Genomic DNA, 17,116 nt, shown 5'->3' on the forward strand with positions numbered 1-17,116 from the left:
TCCATCATCATGGCCTCGCGCACAGAATTCCCGACAGTCCCCCGCGCATTGGTCAAGGACCGTACCGCCGCGCAGAACAGGCAGAAGAACCTGACCATCCCGCTTTTGAAGCGCCAGGCCGAGCAGCGGCTCAGGCAAATCACCACCCAGATCAATGCGATCGACGCCGAATGTCGTACGCTGGTCGCCCGCGAGCCAGATCTTGTCCGTCGCTTCGACATCCTCACTAGTATCCCAGGCCTTGGCGAAGTCACAGCCTTCGCCATCATCGCCGACATGCCGAAGTTGGGAACCCTTGCCAACAAGCAGGTCGCAAGCCTCGCCGGCCTCGCACCGGTCGATCGCCAGTCGGGGCAGTGGAAGGGCAAGTGCTTCATCCGGGGAGGAAGATCGTCGGTCAGGCAGGCGCTCTACATGCCAGCCCTCGTCGCGGTCCGTTTCAATCAGTCACTCAAGACAAAATACCAAGACCTCCGAGACGGCGGAAAACCTGCAAAACTCGCCTTAACCGCCATCATGAGAAAGCTCGTCGTTCTCGCTAACGCCCTCATCAGGGACGACCGGAAATGGTCGCCATCCCTTCCTTGACCAAGACGGATACTCTAGATGCATTCGACAGGCGTTTGACCGACGAAAGCTTAAGCCCCCAAGATGCCGCGGCCTATGTCAAGTGCTGCGAGGCGAGTATGATCGACGCGTTGGTGCCAGGCTTCTGAATGATAATCACGACGATGGTAGTCATTCTCGACGATACAAGAGTTGCTGCCACTTATTCGGACAGGAGCTACCGGTTCGATTGAACCGGTAGCGGTGAACGGAAGGGGCACAAACACCCTTCGGCCGCGATTTCGCCAATAGCAATACCGCAGAAACGTGCCACTTTGGCGGACGATCTGCGCCCTCCGAAGGCAGAAGTTACAGGTTCGAATCCTGTCGGGTGCAGCATTGCCGCAGTTCGCTTGCCGACAACTATTCCTGCTGGAATTGACAGGGCCAATCTTCAGGCCTCGTCAAGCCAGAAGGCAACTCGGTCCGGGCGTCTCCGCAAGCCATGTTGAGCTGCCACTGGGACAGACCCGCCGAATTGGAAAGATCGACACCCTCGATACGGGTCAGAAAGAAAAAGGCGCGGTCAAAGTCTATCGGCGCGGTGAACCTCGCTCCTCGGAAGTCCGCCCGTGCGAGATTGGCAAACGAGAAGCGGCTGCCGCTGATATCGGCGTCATGGAACTGCGCACGCCCCAGTTCTGCCTTTGTGAAATCAACATTGGTCAGATTGGCGTCCTGGAAATTCGAGCGCTGCATTTCCGCGCTCGCAAACACAGCGCCCTGCGCGTCCATACGGCTGAAGTCGGTCCTGTAGGCCTCGATTCTGTCGAACCGGGCGCCTTTGGCGGTCGAGTCGGCCAAGGAAGCACGCACAAGAGTTGCCTTCTCAAGATTTGCCGCACGGAGATTGGTGTTCCTGAGGTCGGTCGAAGTGAAATCAACACCGAACAGGTTCGCCCCGCTCAGGTCCTGTCCATCTAGGATGAGAAGCTTCTTGTCACACTCTTGCCAATTGACGCCAGGCGTCGCGGCTGCGTCGCAATTTTGAGCGGCAGCGGCGTTCTGCCAAGCAAACACAGTGCAAACCGCTAGAACCAAGCCGGATGTGCCGTAAGCTCTGGTTCGCCTCAAAGTCATTGTTGCTGGACCTCTGCTACTCGCCGACACTCACCCTTACCACATCTGCTGACACTCGAGCCACGGTGACCACCGCCGTCACAGTTGGCGCATTTCTCATATTCAAGCTTTGATGTTGATCAACAGATCAACCCGCGCGTAGGGCGCGATTTGCGAGCGCCTCCCCATATCGGCGGTCCAGCAGAGATTCATTTGTCACCGGCCAGGCGCATCATTCCGTAGGTATGCTTGACTAAGCCGAGGAGAGCGGTCGTTCAGGCTGGCGAAGTCGCGTGCCAAGATTGGCCTCCGCTCTGGACGCTTGTCTCGCTAATTGGGAGCCTGCTCGAGTGCAGACCGCCAACCGCCGGCGTCCGCTGCCGACAAGCGTGAATCCGCTTGGTTCCGCACCGGTCGGTACTTCCCGACGGCGAGGTTGACCCGGCACGGGGTGCTAGTCGCACTGACGGCATTGCTTGGCGACGCCGTTATCTTTCTAGGAAATGAGAGTGGTTCCATGCATCTGGCGGCATCAGTAGGGACTCCTGTCGTCGGCCTTTACGGCTTGACACCGCCGGACATTTGGGGGCCGCTCGGAGTTCCGCATCGGATCGTGGCGCCTCGGCTGCCCTGCCAATGCGCTGCTCCCAACTTGTGCAAGCCGAACAATCCCGGTGGCGTCTACTGTGTGCATCGCGTGCGAGTAGAGGAGGTCACCACAGCTACCCTCGACCTGATCGAGTTCGAAACGCTCAAATCAATACCGAATCGTTAAGCTCAGCTCAGCTAGTTCGTTGAAGCGGCGGACCTAACAACTGGCCGGATCGACGGCGAGCGGCCTAGGTCCATCAGATCAAAGCCGGGCCTCGATCCAGAACCGAGATATCGTAAACTACACTCTGCGTCTCATGAACGGCCAAGTCAGCAAAATACCCCTATTCACCCCCGCCGTCGGTTACTGCTCATCGCCTTGAGATAGCCTCTTGCGAGTCGACAATCGCCTCCCGCGCTATGACAAGGTCTTTCCGGGTGAGAGCATTGCATTCCCTCGCAAGCGCGATTCGAACCGTTATTGCGCGTTCATTTTCCGCAAGACGGCAGCGCGTTCCCGGATAACGAACATTCGATCCCAGCTAACGGCAATCGCATCCCACATAACGACAACGGATTTCCCTGTTAATTCACCGGCCGCCGGTGAATATTCACGCAAATCTGGTCGATATTCCCTGACGCCTCGCGCAGGAAATCTCCCACTAAGTAGCTGACATCGCGACAAGATATTGATGTTCTGCCCGCCCAAAGCGCGCATTTCGCACAAATACCCTGCTTTTTGCCTGTTAGCAGGAAATATCAAACGGAGACTGGTTTGCCACAGACCGGTCGGTTCACCATGCTTTCAATAGGTTACCCGAGGGATGCATCGGTCATCAGCCGTGGACGCGTGCAAGGAAGTCGCGCACGGCCGATGCGGCCGGCATATAGCCGTCCTCGGGACCCCAGACGATCAGTGTCGGCGGTTGCCGTTTGCGCAGATAAGCTTGGTATTTCGGGAACCAGTTGAGGTTCCCCTCCAGCTTCTCCATCAGGCCGACCGCAAGCCGCCGACGGGCTGGCGTGTCCATCAGAGGCCAATGGAGTTTCCACAGATCCGGTGGCACGCGCTCGGCCACGGTCTCGCCAACTTCACCGATGAACTCGTGCCGGAAGCCCTCCTCGCTGACCGCATCTTCCAGCGGGCGATGCTTCTCGGACGTCTTGTCGTTCCAATACATCTTGATGGCTGCGTATTTCGGGCCGAGCACGTCTTCGTAGATGTCGCCGTTCTGGATGATAAGCGCGGCAACGCGCTCCGGATAGGCGATGGCGTGGCGCAATCCGATCTGCGAGCCATAGTCGTGCAGCCACAGCGCATAGCGGGATAGGCCGAGCGCGTCAGCGAAAGCCGCCAGAAACCCGGCATAGGCATCGAAATCGTAGCCGAATGCAGCCATGTCGGGCGTGGCGCTGTAACCGAAGCCAGGAAAATCCGGCGCGAACGTGTGCCAGCGATCTGCCAGTCCAGGCATCAGCCTTCGAAACTGATAGGACGAGCAGGGATAGCCGTGCGGCAGCAGAAGCACCGGAGCGTCGGCCGGGCCGTCCTCGCGAAAGAAAATAGCGTCTCCGTTAACTTTGACTTGGCGGTGTCGCAATTTTGCCTCCTCGATCGAAAGGCTGCAACCTCCCGCATCCCGTTGTTTACGATGCTCTCGCTGGAAGGTTCCGTCGGGCCACGTGGTCCCCGCACCGTCCAAGGCCAATTCGCAAACTTATGACCAGGCGGAGGGTTCCCGGTCGCGCCGTTGAAAGCGCCAAGGAACCTGCCGCCGATCAGATCGTTTCGCGGTATCTGGCCAGATCGACCGCAACGGAGGAGAGACATGCTCGAAATTCTGCATGCTCACAATCGCGCGACACCGAACATCGGCCGGCTCGGCCAGTTCGGGCTTTGGCATGATGCTGCGTGACGTCGACTACGTCCTGCGAAAACTCGACTGGATGCGCGCCGAAGGCATCTGGCCCGACGGCTTGCGATATCTGTGGACCGATGCATTCGGGGTCGTGCTCTACGTCTCGCTTTACACAGAAACTGGCGAACAGCGCTGGCTGGACGCGGCCGAGCGGCTGGTCGCCGATGTCGAGCGTGTGCTCGGCCGCCGGCGCGGACTGAGGATCGGCGAAGCGGCCGATCGCGACGGCCAGTACTTCCATTATCTCGCGATGTGGCTGTTCGCCTTGGCGCGCCTCGGCGATCTGAAGCCGGAATACCGCAAGCGCGGCATTGCGCTGGCGCGTGACATTCACCCGGCATTTGTGGTCCCCGGCCGCGGTGTGATCTGGAAGATGCAGGAGGATCTAAGCAGCCCATATCCTGGCTACGGTCTCGGCAGCATGGATGCCTATGACGGCTACGTCTCTTACCGGACGCTCGATGAGGACGCACTGGCGCCCGAGATCGCGCAAATGCGTGATCTGATGCAGCGCGATTGGCGCACCCTCGACATCGAGCAGGACCTCGGCCTCGGCATGATGCTGTGGCTCGCCCATTTCTTTCCCGACGAGCCGTGGGCCGAGGCCCAGACGAGGCGTTCCCTGCGAAGCCTGGAAACGATGTGGGTCGACCCGCCCGGCTATTTCAGCCGTGCCCCATGGCTGGGCGACACCAAGTTCGCCTTCACCAATTACGGCGTTTCGCTCGGCCTGCAGGCCGCCGGTATCTGGCCGGGGCGTGTCGATAGGCTGAACGCCTTCTTCGAGGACTGGCGCTCCGGCGACGAATACGACCGCGAGGCGATCACGTGGGTGATGGCCTGCACCTCGCATCTTCCTGGTGCTTTTCTGACCCGGGGTGGCGAGACAATGATTGAAAGCGACCAAGCTCGGGAACGTTCCTCTGCCGGCGCGGTTGTCGATGGAAGTGCACCGAGACGCAAGGAACGCGGTTGAAATGGCCATTCTCTTGGGAAAACCGGGAAGCTGTTGGGTGGCGGCAGCCAGATCCACGAACTATCCCCAGCTCGAAGGTTCGATCCATGCGGACGCCGTTGTCGTGGGGGCTGGAATTGTCGGGCTGACGACGGCGCTTCGGCTTTGCGAGGCGGGCCGATCGGTGGTCGTCCTCGAAGGCCTGCGCACGGGCGGCCAGGTGACCGGCCGCTCGACGGCCAAGATCACCACGCAGCATACGCTGATCTATCGTCATCTCATCGACACTGTCGGCCGGGAGTTGGCCCAGGTCTACGCCGATGCGAATTCCGCCGGCGCCCGACAAATCCGCGATTGGGTTAACAACTACGCCATCGCCTGCGATCTCGAGAGCAAGGAAGCCTATACCTACACCTGCGACGATCGCCGGCGCGCGGAGGTCGCGGCCGAGGCGGAGGCCGCGCGCCAGGTCGGGCTAGAGGCCGAGGTTCTCGAACGCGCACCGCTGCCTTTCGAAACGGCCGCGGCATTACGGTTCCCCGACCAGGCGCAGTTCAATCCGGCGATGTATCTGGTTGGTCTGGCGGAAGCGGTGACGGCCCGTGGCGGTCGGATCTTTGAAAACAGCCGCGCCACCTCGATCGACGAAGCAAGCCGCTGGCGCGTCGTCACCGATGGCGGCGCCGTTGATGCCGGGCACGTCGTCGTCTCCACCAACATGACGGTGAAGAGCCCCGTCGGCATGGCGAACCGGACGCAACCGCGCTGCCACACCGTGATGGCCTTTCGGACCGATGATCCCCTCCCTGTCGACGGCATGTTCATCGGCATCGACGAGCCGACGCATTCCATTCGCACAGGCCGTGATGCCGAAGGTCCACTGCTGGTCACGCTTGGCCCCAAATTCAACACCGGCTGGGATGGCGACGTGGCGAAGCGGTTTGTCGAACTGGAAAAATGGACAAGAAAGAACCTTCCGGTCGGCGACGTCGCGTGGCGCTGGTGCAATGAGGATTATGATACGGCCGACAGGATCCCATACGCCGGCGAACCCGATCCCACCAAGGCCGCCGGCTTCCACATTGCCACGGGCTTTAACGCCTGGGGCATCACCAACGGGACGGCCGTGGGCACGATGATAGCCGACCTGATCTGCGCCCGCCCGAGCCCATGGCAAAAACTCTACGATCCGGCGCGGCCCTATCCCGAGGACTTCCACAAGAATGGCCGCAGTCAATCGATCGTCTCGAGCACCCACGACATTGCGCCCGGCATGGGTGGCGTGATCGTCAGGGGAGACGAAAAGATTGCGGCCTGGAGAGACACCGAAGGCGCACTCCAGGCGGTTTCGGCGACCTGCACCCACAAAGGCTGCACCGTAACCTGGAACAATGCGGACCACACCTGGGATTGTCCCTGCCACGGCTCGATCTTCGCCCCCGACGGTTCGGTCATCCACGGCCCTGCCCGAAAACCGCTTGCCCAGATTACATTGTGAAGGCGGCCACTGTGAAGGCGGCGATCGGCGCGGCCCGCGTCACGCCGGCCGTTCGTAGGTTCCGACCAACTCCGTCTCCTCCAATGCGTGTTTCTGGGCTTGCTTCCAGACCTGATGCACGCCCGCCTGTCCTGGTACGCTGAGGCTCGGCACATCGAGCGCGGCCAGTAGGAAGTGGTAATGGTGGACGCCGTGCCCTGCAGGCGGCTGCGGACCATCGTAATAGGCATTGCCGAAATCGTTGGTGCCTTGCCTGAGTGCCGACGGGCCGGGCTTGCCGTCTTCGGCCTCGGCGAGTCCGCCGGCATCCGGCGGGATATTGAAGACCGCCCAGTGCGCGAAAACCCCGCTTGGTGCATCGGGATCCTGCACGACAAGAACAAGGCTCTTGGTACCATCCGGAACACCGGACCACTTCAGCGGCGGCGAGACGTTCTGGCCGTCACGCGCATATTTTTCGGGAATTGTTCCGCCTGCCGGGAACGCCGGGCTGATAAGGGTAAGTGGCATTGCTATTTCCCCAAGGAGGTTGCGACCGAGAAACCCGCGCCGCGCCGTTCACGCCGCTTGCTGAGCTTCGGCGACGCGTCTTATCTCTCCTGGCAGGGATTCGCAGACCTTGTGCATCTGTCCTTCTCCGACGTGATGGGCGAGCACCTTGGACACGACCCTGAATGCATCCTTGGAATCGACCGGACGGGTAAATTCCAGCTCCGCCTTGATCTTGGCCAGAAACTCGTCGAGCGACCGCATCTTCTCGGGAGCTTTGGAAGGCTGATATTGGTCATAGAAGGCGCCGCGCACCAGAATCGGCAGCTGCGAGCCGAGGTGCGCTGCAAGATCCGGCTGCATACGGTCCCGCAAGGCGTGCAGCACCGCTCCGAGAACGTGCCAGGCGACCTGCCGATCCGGCCCAATCTCGTCCATGATCTCGTCGAGCCAGATGTTCGTGATCTGCAGCGTCTTGTCGAATACGTCGAGTCCAGTGGCGTTCATCGAAATCCTCCTTCCATTCAAATCCGACTACGGCTGATACGACCAAACAGCCGTACCTGCCCGTTGTTCCCCGATGGGCATGCCCTGACGCGCATTCATTGTCGGAGGTTCCGCCAGGAGGGAATTCGGGCCGGCTTTTTGCCGCTGTTTTTTCGACCGCCTTTCTTGGCCGGCGCTCGGAACATCCTCATGGGCGGACGAGTTTTATTTGCCGTCGCCGATCACATGGCGACGAGTGATGCAGACACGAGAAACAGGAGAAGAACCATGGCACATCACGATTTGGCGCCCAGGACGCCATCGCGCAGCCTCTACCCATCCGCGCGAGACCCGCTCACGTCATTTCACCGGCAGATTGATCGCCTGTTCGACGACTTCTTTGCGCCAATGGCCGAAGCGACTACGGCGGGCGGTCTTTGGCCGAGCGTCGACGTATATGAAACAGACCAAGCCTATAAGGTCACCGCCGAATTGCCGGGGCTCGAGCAGAAGGATGTTGAGCTCGAGCTGCGCGACAACACCCTCTCCATTACGGGCGAGAAGCGTTCGGAGCAGAAGGAAGGCGACGGCGGCCGCACTTACAGCGAACGCAGTTATGGCCGGTTTCAGCGGACCATCCCCCTGGAAACGGAGATCGATGCCGACAAGGTGCAGGCCACTTTCAGGAACGGCGTTTTGGCTGTCGAGCTTCCGAAGAATCCCGCTGCAAAGGACAAAACACGCCGCATAGAAGTGAAAGCGCGATAGTTGCCAAACTGAAGGCTGCCTGAGCAGGCGGCGTTCAGCCCCTGTGGAAGGAGAGCGGCGAGCACGGCGGCAACCGCTCAGGGCGTCTAGCGCCGGGGATCGTCCGTCGCCTCGGAAACGCCTTCGAGAGCGATTTTGGCGGCTTCCTCACCGGTCCGCCCGAGGTCGGCCAAGGCAATGACGCCGACGAGGCGCTTGTCGTGGTTGATCACCGGAAGACGACGCACCTGATGCTTGGCCATGATCTTCGCCGCATCGGTGATATCGGCATCGTCGAAGCACCAATAGACATGCTCGGACATGACCTCGCGAACGGTCGTGTTGCCGGCTGAGCGCTCCTCGGCGACGCCGCGCATCACGATGTCGCGGTCCGTCACCATGCCGACCAGCCTGTCATTCTCGCCGACCGGAAGGGCACCGAGATTGTCGGCCCGCATTTTCCGGGCGGCATCCCTGATTGTCGTGTTCGGGCCGACCAGTTCGGTCCGACGGCTCATGATCTCCTGAACTTGCATGGCATATTTCCTCTCTCTGATTGCTGAGGCAACAAGTCGCCAAACGCGCTGTTGCCGCGCATCGCGAGATTGCCAGCTGGCCGGACGAGGCTTGTGCGTCTCGATCCCGCGCCAATGCACGTGCCGGCACCTCGCGATCGAAACTATTCTTGGAACGTCCAGGCAGCGAGCGAGTTCCAAAACGGTACCCGGCGTCGCAGCCATCCCACGGGATGTCGCCGCAGGCTGGTGAAAAACATCCACCGGAAAAACAGATGCACGCGGATTGAAGATCATGGCTATCATCTTTTCAGATCGCCGCGAGGCCGGGCGGCGACTCGCCGGAGAGCTCGTTCGCTTTGCCGGGCGCGACGACGTGACCGTGTTGGCGCTGCCCAGAGGCGGCGTGCCGGTCGGCTACGAGGTCGCGCAGGCGCTCAAGGCACCGCTCGACGTCTTCGTCGTGCGCAAGCTCGGCGTCCCCGGTCACGAGGAGCTGGCCATGGGAGCGATCGCGCCCTTCGGCGTACGCGTCCTCAACGACGAAATCGTCAGCAGTCTCGCGATCCCGCCACATGTCATCGACGCAGTCGCCGCAACGGAGGAAAACGAGCTTCTGCGCCGCGAGCACCTCTATAGGGACGGGCGGCCCCCACCGCAGTTGAACGGACGAACCATTATCCTCGTGGATGACGGGCTTGCGACCGGATCGACCATGCGGGCCGGGATCAAGGCGCTGCGAAAAAACCACGCCGCCCATATCGTCGCGGCCGTTCCCGTCGGTAGCCCCGACACTTGCGACGCGATGCGGGCGGACGCAGACGAGGTCGTTTGCGCGACGACACCAGAGCCGCTGCTCGGTGTCGGGCGGTGGTACGTGGATTTCTCACAGACGAGCGATGAAGAGGTCCGCGCGCTCCTCGCCAGGTCCGTGCCCAAGCCTGCCGCTTCCGACAAGCCTGCCGCTTCCGAAGAGGAATTGGCTGGGCATGCGAGTGCGGGTCCGGCGCCTGGCATCAGATCGACATAGCGGAGGTGGATATGGACCGGGATAGCGAGCACGTCGTGCATGTTCCCTATCACGCTCGAGGGCAATCTTTCGTTGCCCCGGATGCCCGCGGCCTTGTGCTCTTCGCCCATGGCAGCGCTGGACGAAGTCGCGGATCTCGCGAGCCGATGGTTCTTGCGCCATCTGATTTCGGACAGATCGGCGTCCACGTCCTGACAGCTGGAGGTTGGATCACCAGTCCCGGGATCATTTGCGTCCTCAACGCGTTAAGGTCCTCGTAAAACAGCGCGCAGCTGCAACCCAAATGGCTGTCGCAACCCCTAGTTGGGAGAAAGACAATGCCGGACAAGAAAACCATCGAGAAGGCCCGAAAGGACAAGCGCGAGGGCAAATCGCCGAGCACGCAGGCCGGCGAGTTCGTGCACGAGGAGATCGATAAAATCCGCCGCGGCGAGCACGGCGCGCGCTCGACCCAGCAGGCTATCGCCATCGGGCTTTCCGAGGCGAGACGCGCAGGCGTAGACCTGCCCCCGCCCAAAAAGGGCAAGGTGAAGGAGAGCACGCGCAAAAGCGCCGAATACGCCTATGAGGCCGGCCAGGGCGAACGCACGCCGAAACGCCGCCCGCGGGTCTCGAAAGCCGTCTCCAAGGTGCTCGAGCACGAGCCGAAGAGCACAGCGTCGCACGAGGCGCTGGCGCAGCAGGCAAAGCGTGCGGCCTCGCGCCGGACGGCTGAGGAGCGTTCCGCAGCCGCAAAGAAAGCCGCCGAGACGAAAGGCGCCAGCGGAAGGAAGGCGGCGGCGCAAAAGGCCGCCAGAACGCGGGCACACCACGCATAGTTCAAAGATGGCAGTTCGGCTCTAAGAAACCCGATATGGCCCAAACGACCGGTATCGAGCTCCGCTCCTGCAGCGTGGGACGGTGCCGCTGCCCAAGGCGAATCAGTGACTGCATCTGCGGGACAACATCGACGTCTTCGCTCGAAATGTTCCCTTACGCGTAACACCGACCCAGAGGTACTCGGCGGCAAGGCCCCGGAGGTACTCGGCGGCAAAGCCGACGGGAGACCGGGAGGAAAGCGCAGCCTGTTTCTTGAGCAGATGCCTATTGCCCACAATGCGGAGAACTCTGATCATGTCCTCAGTAGCCAGCACGACAATGCCACGAACCACCCCTCAGGCGAGACATATCGCTTTGCTCGGCGCGCCCTCTAATCTTGGGCTGATGCCGCAGGAGGGTGAGCCGGAGCCCGGCGCATGGAAGGCGCCGGAGATACTTCAATCGCTTGGTCTCGCCAACCGTTTGGGCGCCGGTCCGTTGCGCACGGTTCGGGCTCCGCCCTATCGGCCTGAGGTGGACCCTGCGACGGGCGTGCGCAATGCCCAGGCGCTGCGCCAGTATTCCGAGACGCTTGCCGAAGCCGTCGGCGAGGAGCTGAACTCGGGAGGGTTCCTGCTCATACTCGGCGGCGATTGCAGCGTGTTGCTTGGCCCCGCGCTAGCGCTACGGCGTCGTGGCCGCTACGGCCTTATCTTCTTCGATGGGCACACGGATTTCAAATTGCCGGATACCTCGCCCTCAAAGGGAGCCGCGGGCATGGATTTGGCCTTCGTGACCGGCCATGGACCGAAGCTCCTGACCGATTTCGGCGAGCACACTCCTTTGGTCCGTGAGGCCGATGTAGTCGCGTTTGGCTATCGCGATGTGCAGGACCCCGCGACTTACACGTCCAAGGCCGTCTTCGACACCGATGTTCACCGGATGGATTTGGCTGAAGTGCGGCGGCGCGGCGTCGCCGATGCTGCACGCGTAGCGCTTGACGCGGTCGCAGGGCAGGACGTCGAGGGTGTATTCGTTCACTTCGATGTCGACGTGCTGGACAGCGAGATCATGTCGGCTGTCGATACGCCGGAAGCCGGCGGTGTCTTGCCCGACGAAGCCGTCGAAGCTCTTCGCACATGGTGCAATGATTCACGCGTGATTGGGATGGAGGTGACGATCTATGATCCCGACCGCGATCCAGATCGTCGCTGCGGCAAGCTGCTGATCGACATTCTGACTGCTGCACTTCGCGACCGGTAGGCCAATGGCAGTCGTCCTGCACTTGTGCACGAATGCAATCCGCCGGAGCGAATGGCAGTCGGTCTGACGGATCGCCGCGCGCATCCATTCCGTGATGCCACCTCATCGGGAACCGTTCTCAACGAACATGGTTCCGAGTGTGCGACTGAAAGCATTTGGCCCCTTTCATCTCGCTACCGCCAAGGAGATTCGCCATGACCGGCAAAACCCGTCCCACCGTCCTGATCACAGGCAGCAGCGGGTTTCTGGGCCAGCCCATCGCTCGCGGGCTGACGGAGCGCCACGACATCATCGGCCTTGATGTTGCCAGGCGGTCCTTGCCCGGCGTCGAGACGATCGAGATCGACCTTACCTCGGATACGAGCGCGGCGAAGGCGCTGGCCGAGGTGCGCGAACGGAGTGGCGGCCGCATTGCCTCGGTGATCCATCTCGCGGCCTATTACGACACGACCGGCGAGGATAATCCGAAATACGGCGCGGTGACCGTCGAGGGAACGCGCCGGCTGCTGAACGCGCTGAGGGGGCTCGAGACGGAGCAGTTCGTGTTTTCGAGCACGTTGCTGGTGCATGCGCCGAGCCCGGCGAAGGGCGCCAAGATCAACGAGCGATCGCCGATCGATCCGGCCTGGGCCTATCCGAGATCGAAGGCCGAGACCGAGACACTGATCCTGAAGGAGCACGGCGACATCAAGGTTGCGATCCTGCGACTGGCGGGTGTCTATGACGAGGATTGCCACGCCGCCTTCATCGCCCAGCAGATCGCCCGCATTTTCGAGCGCATGCCGACCGCCTATCTTTTCACCGGCGACATCACCACCGGACAGCCTTACCTGCACCTGGACGACCTCGTCGACGCCGTAGTGCGCACCGTCGACCGGCGCAGCGAGCTTCCCGACGAGACCGTACTGCTGATCGGCGAAGAGCAGACGCCGTCCTACGACGAGATGCAGAAGCAGATTGGGCGGCTCCTGCATGGCGAGATCTGGCGGACCTGTCCCTGCCCAAGGAGGTGACGAAGCTCGGCGCCTGGATGCAGGAGAAGGTTTTCGACCAGGAGACCGACATCAAGCCATGGATGATCGAGAACGCCGACGATCACTACGAGATCGACATCTCCCGCGCCAGGCGGCTGCTTGGCTGGAAGCCGCGGCACAGCCTGACCGCTACCTTGCCGGAAATGATCCGGCGGCTGAAGGCGGATCCCACCGACTGGTACAAGAAGAACAAGCTTGAACCGTCGGCGGTCGCCGCTTCCGCGCCCGAGCTCGACCAGGCCGCCGCAAGGCTGCGGCGTCCGCTCGAGCGCTCGGACGACGAGGTCGAGGTGGAAACCGAACGCCACCGGGCCGCAACGCTCTGGGCGCCACTGACCAATGTTGCCATCGGACTGTGGCTCGTGGCGGCGCCCTTCACGCTCGGCCTGTTCGATCCCGCTTCAGCACCGATTCCGCCGGCGCTCGGACATGAGATCGCCTCGCCGGAGACGCGCGACGGAAGGCTCGGCATCAGTGAGATCGTATCCGGCCTCGCCATCCTGTCGCTGGCGCTTGTAGGCATGCGCCGGCGCTGGCGCGGACTGCAATGGATCACCGCCTCGATCGGGGTTTGGGTGATGTTCGCGCCGCTCCTGTTCTGGACCACCAGCGCCGGAGCCTACGCGACCGACACGCTGGCCGGCATGCTGATCGTCGCGTTCGCGGTGATGGTCCCGCCAACGCCGGGTATCAGCCGGCGTGCCCTTGCCGCCGATGACGACCGGCCGCTCGGCTGGAGCTATTCGCCCTCGCTCTTCACCCAGCGCATTCCCATAATCGGCCTCGCCTTTGTCGGCCTGTTCGTCTCGCGTTATCTCGCTGCCTATCAGCTTGGCCATATCGATGGCCTTTGGGAACCGTTCTTTGGCCCGGGCGAAACGCCGGCCGGCAATGGCAGCGAGGCGGTAGTCACCTCCTGGGTCTCCAAGGGCTTTCCGATCGCCGATGCCGGGCTGGGCGCCTTTGCCTATGCGCTGGACATCCTCGCCGGCGCGATCGGCGACCGCCGCCGCTGGCGCACGATACCGTGGATGGTGCTTTTGTTCGGCTTGCTGGTCGTCCCGCTCGGCGTGGTCAGCGTCAGCTTCATCATCATCCAGCCGCCGCTCATCGGAGCGCTGTGCACGCTCTGCATCGTCCAGGCTGCCGTCACCGTCGTGCTCATCCCCTATTCGGTCGACGAGGTGCTGGCGAGCTGCCAGTATCTTTGGCGTGCGAAACAGGCGGGAGAGCCGTTCTGGCGCACATTCTGGTGCGGAGGCCCGGCACTTTCGGAGGACCAGACGCCGGCGCCGGATCTCGACCGGCCGCTGTCGGAAGTGGCGCGGGACTTCGTCACCGGCGGTGTGAACTTCCCATGGACCCTAGTCGCCAGCACCCTCGCCGGCGCCCTGCTGATGATCACGCCGCTCGCCTTCGGCACAAGCCCGCCGCTCTACTTCAGCGACCATGTCACCGGCTGCCTGGTCATAATGGTCGCCGTTACTGCGATGGCCGAAGTGGCGCGCGCCGTCCGCTTTCTGAACATCGCGCTTGGAGCCTGGATCGCCCTCTCTCCCTTTATCCTCGCCGGCGGTGCGGCGGCGAGCCTAGCCAATCTGGCGATCGGAGCGCTGCTGGTCGGGCTCAGCCTGCCGCGCGGCACGCGCAGCGCCGCGCATTATGGCGGTTGGGACCGGGCCATCGTATAAGGATGTTCAGCAGCGCTGGACGTGTCGAGATGAGGGTCGCCGAAGCTAGCCAAAGGATGGCGGCGCGGCGCCCTGATCGTGCCCCAACAGCGACCGCGACGCCCGCGCTCACACCGAGCCGGTCATGCCGCCGTCGACATAGATGATCTGGCCCGTCATGAAGCTCGATGCGTCGGAAGCCAGGAAGATCGCGGCGCCGCCCAGTTCGTCGACTTCGCCCCACCTTGCCAGCGGTGTGCGCCCGACCAGCCAGCGCGAAAACTCGGCGTCTTGCACCAGCGCCTCGTTCAGTTCTGTCCGGAAGTAGCCTGGGCCGATACCATTGACTCTGATGCCGTGTGGGCCAAGCTCGGTGGCAAGCCCCTTGGTCAGCATTTTCATCGCACCCTTCGATGCCGTGTATGGCACGATCGAGGAACGCCCCAGTTCGCTTTGCACCGAACATATGTTGGTTATGGATCCGGTCTTGCGGGCCATCATCGAGCGGACCACCGGCCGGGTGACATAGAATGCACTGTAAAGGTTTGTCCGCATCAATCTGTCGAACATGTCGAGCGGGAAATCGGCGAATGGCGCGCGGTGCTGCATGCCGGCATTGTTGACGAGAATATCGATCGGGCCGCGCTCTGCTTCCAGCCTGCCGATTTCACGCTCGACGTCTTCAGCCACGGTCAAGTCGAAGGTGGAGCCGATCGCCTGGATACCGGATTCGGCCAACGATCCGAGTGCCTTTTGAACGTGGTCTTCGTCCCGCCCATTGATGATCACCGTCGCGCCGGCGCTCGCCAGCGCCTTCGCCATGGCAAAGCCGATTCCGCGGCTCGATCCGGAGATGAAAGCGGTTTTGCCGGCGAGGCCGAACAGGTCCGATAGGTCGGTCAATGTTTGTTTCCCAGAGATGCGGCCAGATGCAGGCGATCGAGGCCCTGCCGTACATCGTAAGCGCGAACGACCGCTGTCAGCAATGGCGAGATTGCCGGCGATAAACGCTTATCCCCGCCAGACGCCTTCCCGGCGCAGATCGTCCATCGTGCGCGAAAGGCCTTCGCGCAGGATCGACACCATGTCGTCGATCTGCTCGCGCGTGATGATCAATGGCGGCGACATCACGCACATGTTAATCAGCGGCCGGACCAACAGGCCGAGCTCGTGGCAATGCGCGTCGATGCGTTTGCCGACATCCTTGTCGAGCTGCAGTGGATCCTTGCTGTCGCGGTCGGCGACGCATTCGACGCAGCCCATCAGCCCCATGCCGCGCACCTCACCGACCAGCGGCAATTCCTCCAGCGTCTTCAGTTGCGCCTGGAAGTAGGGCGCGACCTCGCGCGTATGGGCCAGCACGCTTTCGTCCAGAATATCGAGGTTCTTCAGCGCCACCGCGCAGCCGACCGGATGGCTGGTGTAGGTCAGGCCATGGCCGAACATGGCGTCCGGATGGTTCGAGCGGCGCAGCTCCTCCAGCAGCCGTTCCGAAAGGATGACGCCGCCGAGCGGGAAATAGCCTGAGGTCACCCCTTTCGCAAAGGTGATCATGTCGGGCTCGATGCCGAACACCTCGCCGGAGGCAAAGACATGGCCAAGCCGGCCGAAGGCGGTCACCACCTCGTCGGAAACATAGAGGATGTCGTTGTCGCGGCAGATCTGCCGGATGCGCTGGAGATAGCCTTCGGGCGGCACGATGACCCCGCCTGATGCCTGCACCGGCTCGCCGACGAAAGCACCGATCCTGTCGGCGCCGACGCGGGCGACTGTGTCGCGGAATTCGGCGACCAGAGCATCGGTGAAAGCGGCAACGCTCATGCCCTTCGGACGGCGGAACGGATCGGGTGAGGACAATTTGACGACCAGCTCGTCTGCGCCATCCATCCAGTCACGGTCGCGCGGACGCCCGTTAAGCGAGGCCGACAGATAGGTCGAGCCGTGATACGCGCCGCCCCGGCTCAGGATCAGCTTCTTTTCCGGGCGGCCGCGCACATTGTTGTAAAATTGCATAAAGCGCAGCGCCGTCTCGACCGCCGAGGAGCCGCCCGTGGTGAAGAAAACATGGCTGAGATCGCCCGGCGCGTGGCCGGCGATTCGCATGGCCAGTTCCGCCGACGGCGCATTCATCGTGTACCACGGCGTGTTGTAGGACAGCGCCATCGCCTGGTCGTACATTACCTTGGCGAGCTCTTCGCGACGGTGGCCGACATTGATGCACCACATGCCCGCCGGTCCGTCGATCAGCCGCTTGCCGGTGGCATCGGTGATGTAGATGCCCTCGCCCGCGCCGATCAGGACGCGTGCCTCCGCGCCGACCGAGCCGGCGAACGGCCAGGGCTGGACAAGATGGCGCTTGGCCAGTTCGACGGCATCCTGAGCGCCGGCTCCAGCCATTTCGGTCGAAGTGATGTCTCTTGCCGCCGCCATCTTCGCCTCGCATTGTATGCCGCAAT

15 protein-coding genes and 1 pseudogene are annotated in these 17,116 nt (G+C 62.3%); 9 read left to right on the top strand and 7 right to left on the bottom strand.

Annotated features, from left to right (window positions below; translation table 11 throughout):
• The first annotated feature begins 9 nt into the window (after positions 1 to 9).
• The gene (locus NKH37_RS02740; RefSeq protein WP_352588404.1) at positions 10 to 588 is read left to right on the top strand and encodes a transposase; all 579 of its coding nucleotides are present in this window, start codon (positions 10 to 12) and stop codon (positions 586 to 588) included.
• A 381-nt stretch (positions 589 to 969) separates the two neighbouring features.
• On the opposite strand, the gene NKH37_RS02745 is transcribed toward NKH37_RS02740, so the two are convergent.
• On the bottom strand, positions 970 to 1,686 hold the full coding sequence (locus tag NKH37_RS02745; protein WP_352965852.1) for a pentapeptide repeat-containing protein: 717 nt from the start codon (positions 1,684 to 1,686) through the stop codon (positions 970 to 972).
• 430 nt (positions 1,687 to 2,116) lie between these two features.
• Here NKH37_RS02745 and NKH37_RS02750 point away from each other — a divergent pair, with 430 nt between their 5' ends.
• Positions 2,117 to 2,440, top strand: a complete 324-nt coding sequence (locus NKH37_RS02750) for a glycosyltransferase family 9 protein (RefSeq protein ID WP_352480825.1) — start codon at positions 2,117 to 2,119, stop codon at positions 2,438 to 2,440.
• A 652-nt stretch (positions 2,441 to 3,092) separates the two neighbouring features.
• On the opposite strand, the gene NKH37_RS02755 is transcribed toward NKH37_RS02750, so the two are convergent.
• The gene (locus NKH37_RS02755; protein ID WP_353040791.1) at positions 3,093 to 3,857 is read right to left on the bottom strand and encodes an alpha/beta fold hydrolase; all 765 of its coding nucleotides are present in this window, start codon (positions 3,855 to 3,857) and stop codon (positions 3,093 to 3,095) included.
• A 244-nt stretch (positions 3,858 to 4,101) separates the two neighbouring features.
• Between NKH37_RS02755 and NKH37_RS02760 the strand changes: the two genes are divergently transcribed.
• Together NKH37_RS02760 and NKH37_RS02765 are read left to right on the top strand one after the other, a co-directional pair.
• A complete protein-coding gene (locus NKH37_RS02760; protein WP_353003769.1) occupies positions 4,102 to 5,151 on the top strand; it encodes a hypothetical protein in 1,050 nt (349 codons plus the stop codon).
• Between the two features lies 1 nt (position 5,152).
• Positions 5,153 to 6,628, top strand: coding sequence for an FAD-dependent oxidoreductase (locus NKH37_RS02765; RefSeq protein WP_353003771.1), 1,476 nt, complete (start codon positions 5,153 to 5,155; stop codon positions 6,626 to 6,628).
• Positions 6,629 to 6,667: 39 nt separating this feature from the next.
• On the opposite strand, the gene NKH37_RS02770 is transcribed toward NKH37_RS02765, so the two are convergent.
• Together NKH37_RS02770 and NKH37_RS02775 are read right to left on the bottom strand one after the other, a co-directional pair.
• Positions 6,668 to 7,138 (bottom strand): YbhB/YbcL family Raf kinase inhibitor-like protein, encoded by a 471-nt coding sequence (locus tag NKH37_RS02770; protein ID WP_023720888.1) that lies wholly within the window; start codon positions 7,136 to 7,138, stop codon positions 6,668 to 6,670.
• 48 nt (positions 7,139 to 7,186) lie between these two features.
• Positions 7,187 to 7,624 carry a DUF2267 domain-containing protein gene (locus NKH37_RS02775; RefSeq protein ID WP_352641801.1) on the bottom strand — a complete coding sequence of 146 codons (438 nt, stop codon included), beginning with the start codon at positions 7,622 to 7,624 and terminating at the stop codon, positions 7,187 to 7,189.
• A gap of 267 nt (positions 7,625 to 7,891) precedes the next feature.
• Between NKH37_RS02775 and NKH37_RS02780 the strand changes: the two genes are divergently transcribed.
• Entirely contained in the window at positions 7,892 to 8,371 is a 480-nt protein-coding gene (locus NKH37_RS02780) for an Hsp20/alpha crystallin family protein (RefSeq protein WP_353003773.1), read from the top strand.
• Positions 8,372 to 8,457: 86 nt separating this feature from the next.
• On the opposite strand, the gene NKH37_RS02785 is transcribed toward NKH37_RS02780, so the two are convergent.
• On the bottom strand, positions 8,458 to 8,868 hold the full coding sequence (locus NKH37_RS02785) for a CBS domain-containing protein (RefSeq protein WP_352847246.1): 411 nt from the start codon (positions 8,866 to 8,868) through the stop codon (positions 8,458 to 8,460).
• Between the two features lie 292 nt (positions 8,869 to 9,160).
• Here NKH37_RS02785 and NKH37_RS02790 point away from each other — a divergent pair, with 292 nt between their 5' ends.
• From NKH37_RS02790 to NKH37_RS02805, 4 genes and pseudogenes are all read left to right on the top strand, one after another.
• Positions 9,161 to 9,895 (top strand): phosphoribosyltransferase, encoded by a 735-nt coding sequence (locus tag NKH37_RS02790; RefSeq protein ID WP_353003775.1) that lies wholly within the window; start codon positions 9,161 to 9,163, stop codon positions 9,893 to 9,895.
• Between the two features lie 317 nt (positions 9,896 to 10,212).
• Positions 10,213 to 10,713: a DUF6496 domain-containing protein gene (locus NKH37_RS02795; protein WP_023678569.1), complete on the top strand. Its 501-nt coding sequence runs from the start codon at positions 10,213 to 10,215 to the stop codon at positions 10,711 to 10,713.
• Between the two features lie 355 nt (positions 10,714 to 11,068).
• Positions 11,069 to 11,956, top strand: a complete 888-nt coding sequence (locus tag NKH37_RS02800) for an arginase family protein (RefSeq protein WP_353040793.1) — start codon at positions 11,069 to 11,071, stop codon at positions 11,954 to 11,956.
• Between the two features lie 194 nt (positions 11,957 to 12,150).
• Positions 12,151 to 14,681: pseudogene (locus NKH37_RS02805) on the top strand (NAD-dependent epimerase/dehydratase family protein).
• Between the two features lie 108 nt (positions 14,682 to 14,789).
• Here NKH37_RS02805 and NKH37_RS02810 read toward each other — a convergent pair.
• Entirely contained in the window at positions 14,790 to 15,563 is a 774-nt protein-coding gene (locus tag NKH37_RS02810; RefSeq protein WP_353040795.1) for a glucose 1-dehydrogenase, read from the bottom strand.
• Positions 15,564 to 15,671: 108 nt separating this feature from the next.
• Positions 15,672 to 17,090: an aminotransferase gene (locus tag NKH37_RS02815; protein WP_352817735.1), complete on the bottom strand. Its 1,419-nt coding sequence runs from the start codon at positions 17,088 to 17,090 to the stop codon at positions 15,672 to 15,674.
• Between the last annotated feature and the right edge of the window lie 26 nt (positions 17,091 to 17,116).

The organism is Mesorhizobium sp. M1217, assembly GCF_040318275.1.
Classification (GTDB): Bacteria; Pseudomonadota; Alphaproteobacteria; order Rhizobiales; family Rhizobiaceae; genus Mesorhizobium.

Bases quoted from the DNA above. Each gene is read 5' to 3' on its own strand.
- NKH37_RS02790 (WP_353003775.1), top strand. From the start codon at position 9,161: ATGGCTATCATCTTTTCAGATCGCCGCGAGGCCGGGCGGCGACTCGCC.
- NKH37_RS02745 (WP_352965852.1), bottom strand. From the start codon at position 1,686: ATGACTTTGAGGCGAACCAGAGCTTACGGCACATCCGGCTTGGTTCTA.
- NKH37_RS02775 (WP_352641801.1), bottom strand. From the start codon at position 7,624: ATGAACGCCACTGGACTCGACGTATTCGACAAGACGCTGCAGATCACG.
- NKH37_RS02770 (WP_023720888.1), bottom strand. From the start codon at position 7,138: ATGCCACTTACCCTTATCAGCCCGGCGTTCCCGGCAGGCGGAACAATT.
- NKH37_RS02815 (WP_352817735.1), bottom strand. From the start codon at position 17,090: ATGGCGGCGGCAAGAGACATCACTTCGACCGAAATGGCTGGAGCCGGC.
- NKH37_RS02780 (WP_353003773.1), top strand. From the start codon at position 7,892: ATGGCACATCACGATTTGGCGCCCAGGACGCCATCGCGCAGCCTCTAC.
- NKH37_RS02760 (WP_353003769.1), top strand. From the start codon at position 4,102: ATGCTCACAATCGCGCGACACCGAACATCGGCCGGCTCGGCCAGTTCG.
- NKH37_RS02795 (WP_023678569.1), top strand. From the start codon at position 10,213: ATGCCGGACAAGAAAACCATCGAGAAGGCCCGAAAGGACAAGCGCGAG.
- NKH37_RS02785 (WP_352847246.1), bottom strand. From the start codon at position 8,868: ATGAGCCGTCGGACCGAACTGGTCGGCCCGAACACGACAATCAGGGAT.
- NKH37_RS02765 (WP_353003771.1), top strand. From the start codon at position 5,153: ATGGCCATTCTCTTGGGAAAACCGGGAAGCTGTTGGGTGGCGGCAGCC.
- NKH37_RS02740 (WP_352588404.1), top strand. From the start codon at position 10: ATGGCCTCGCGCACAGAATTCCCGACAGTCCCCCGCGCATTGGTCAAG.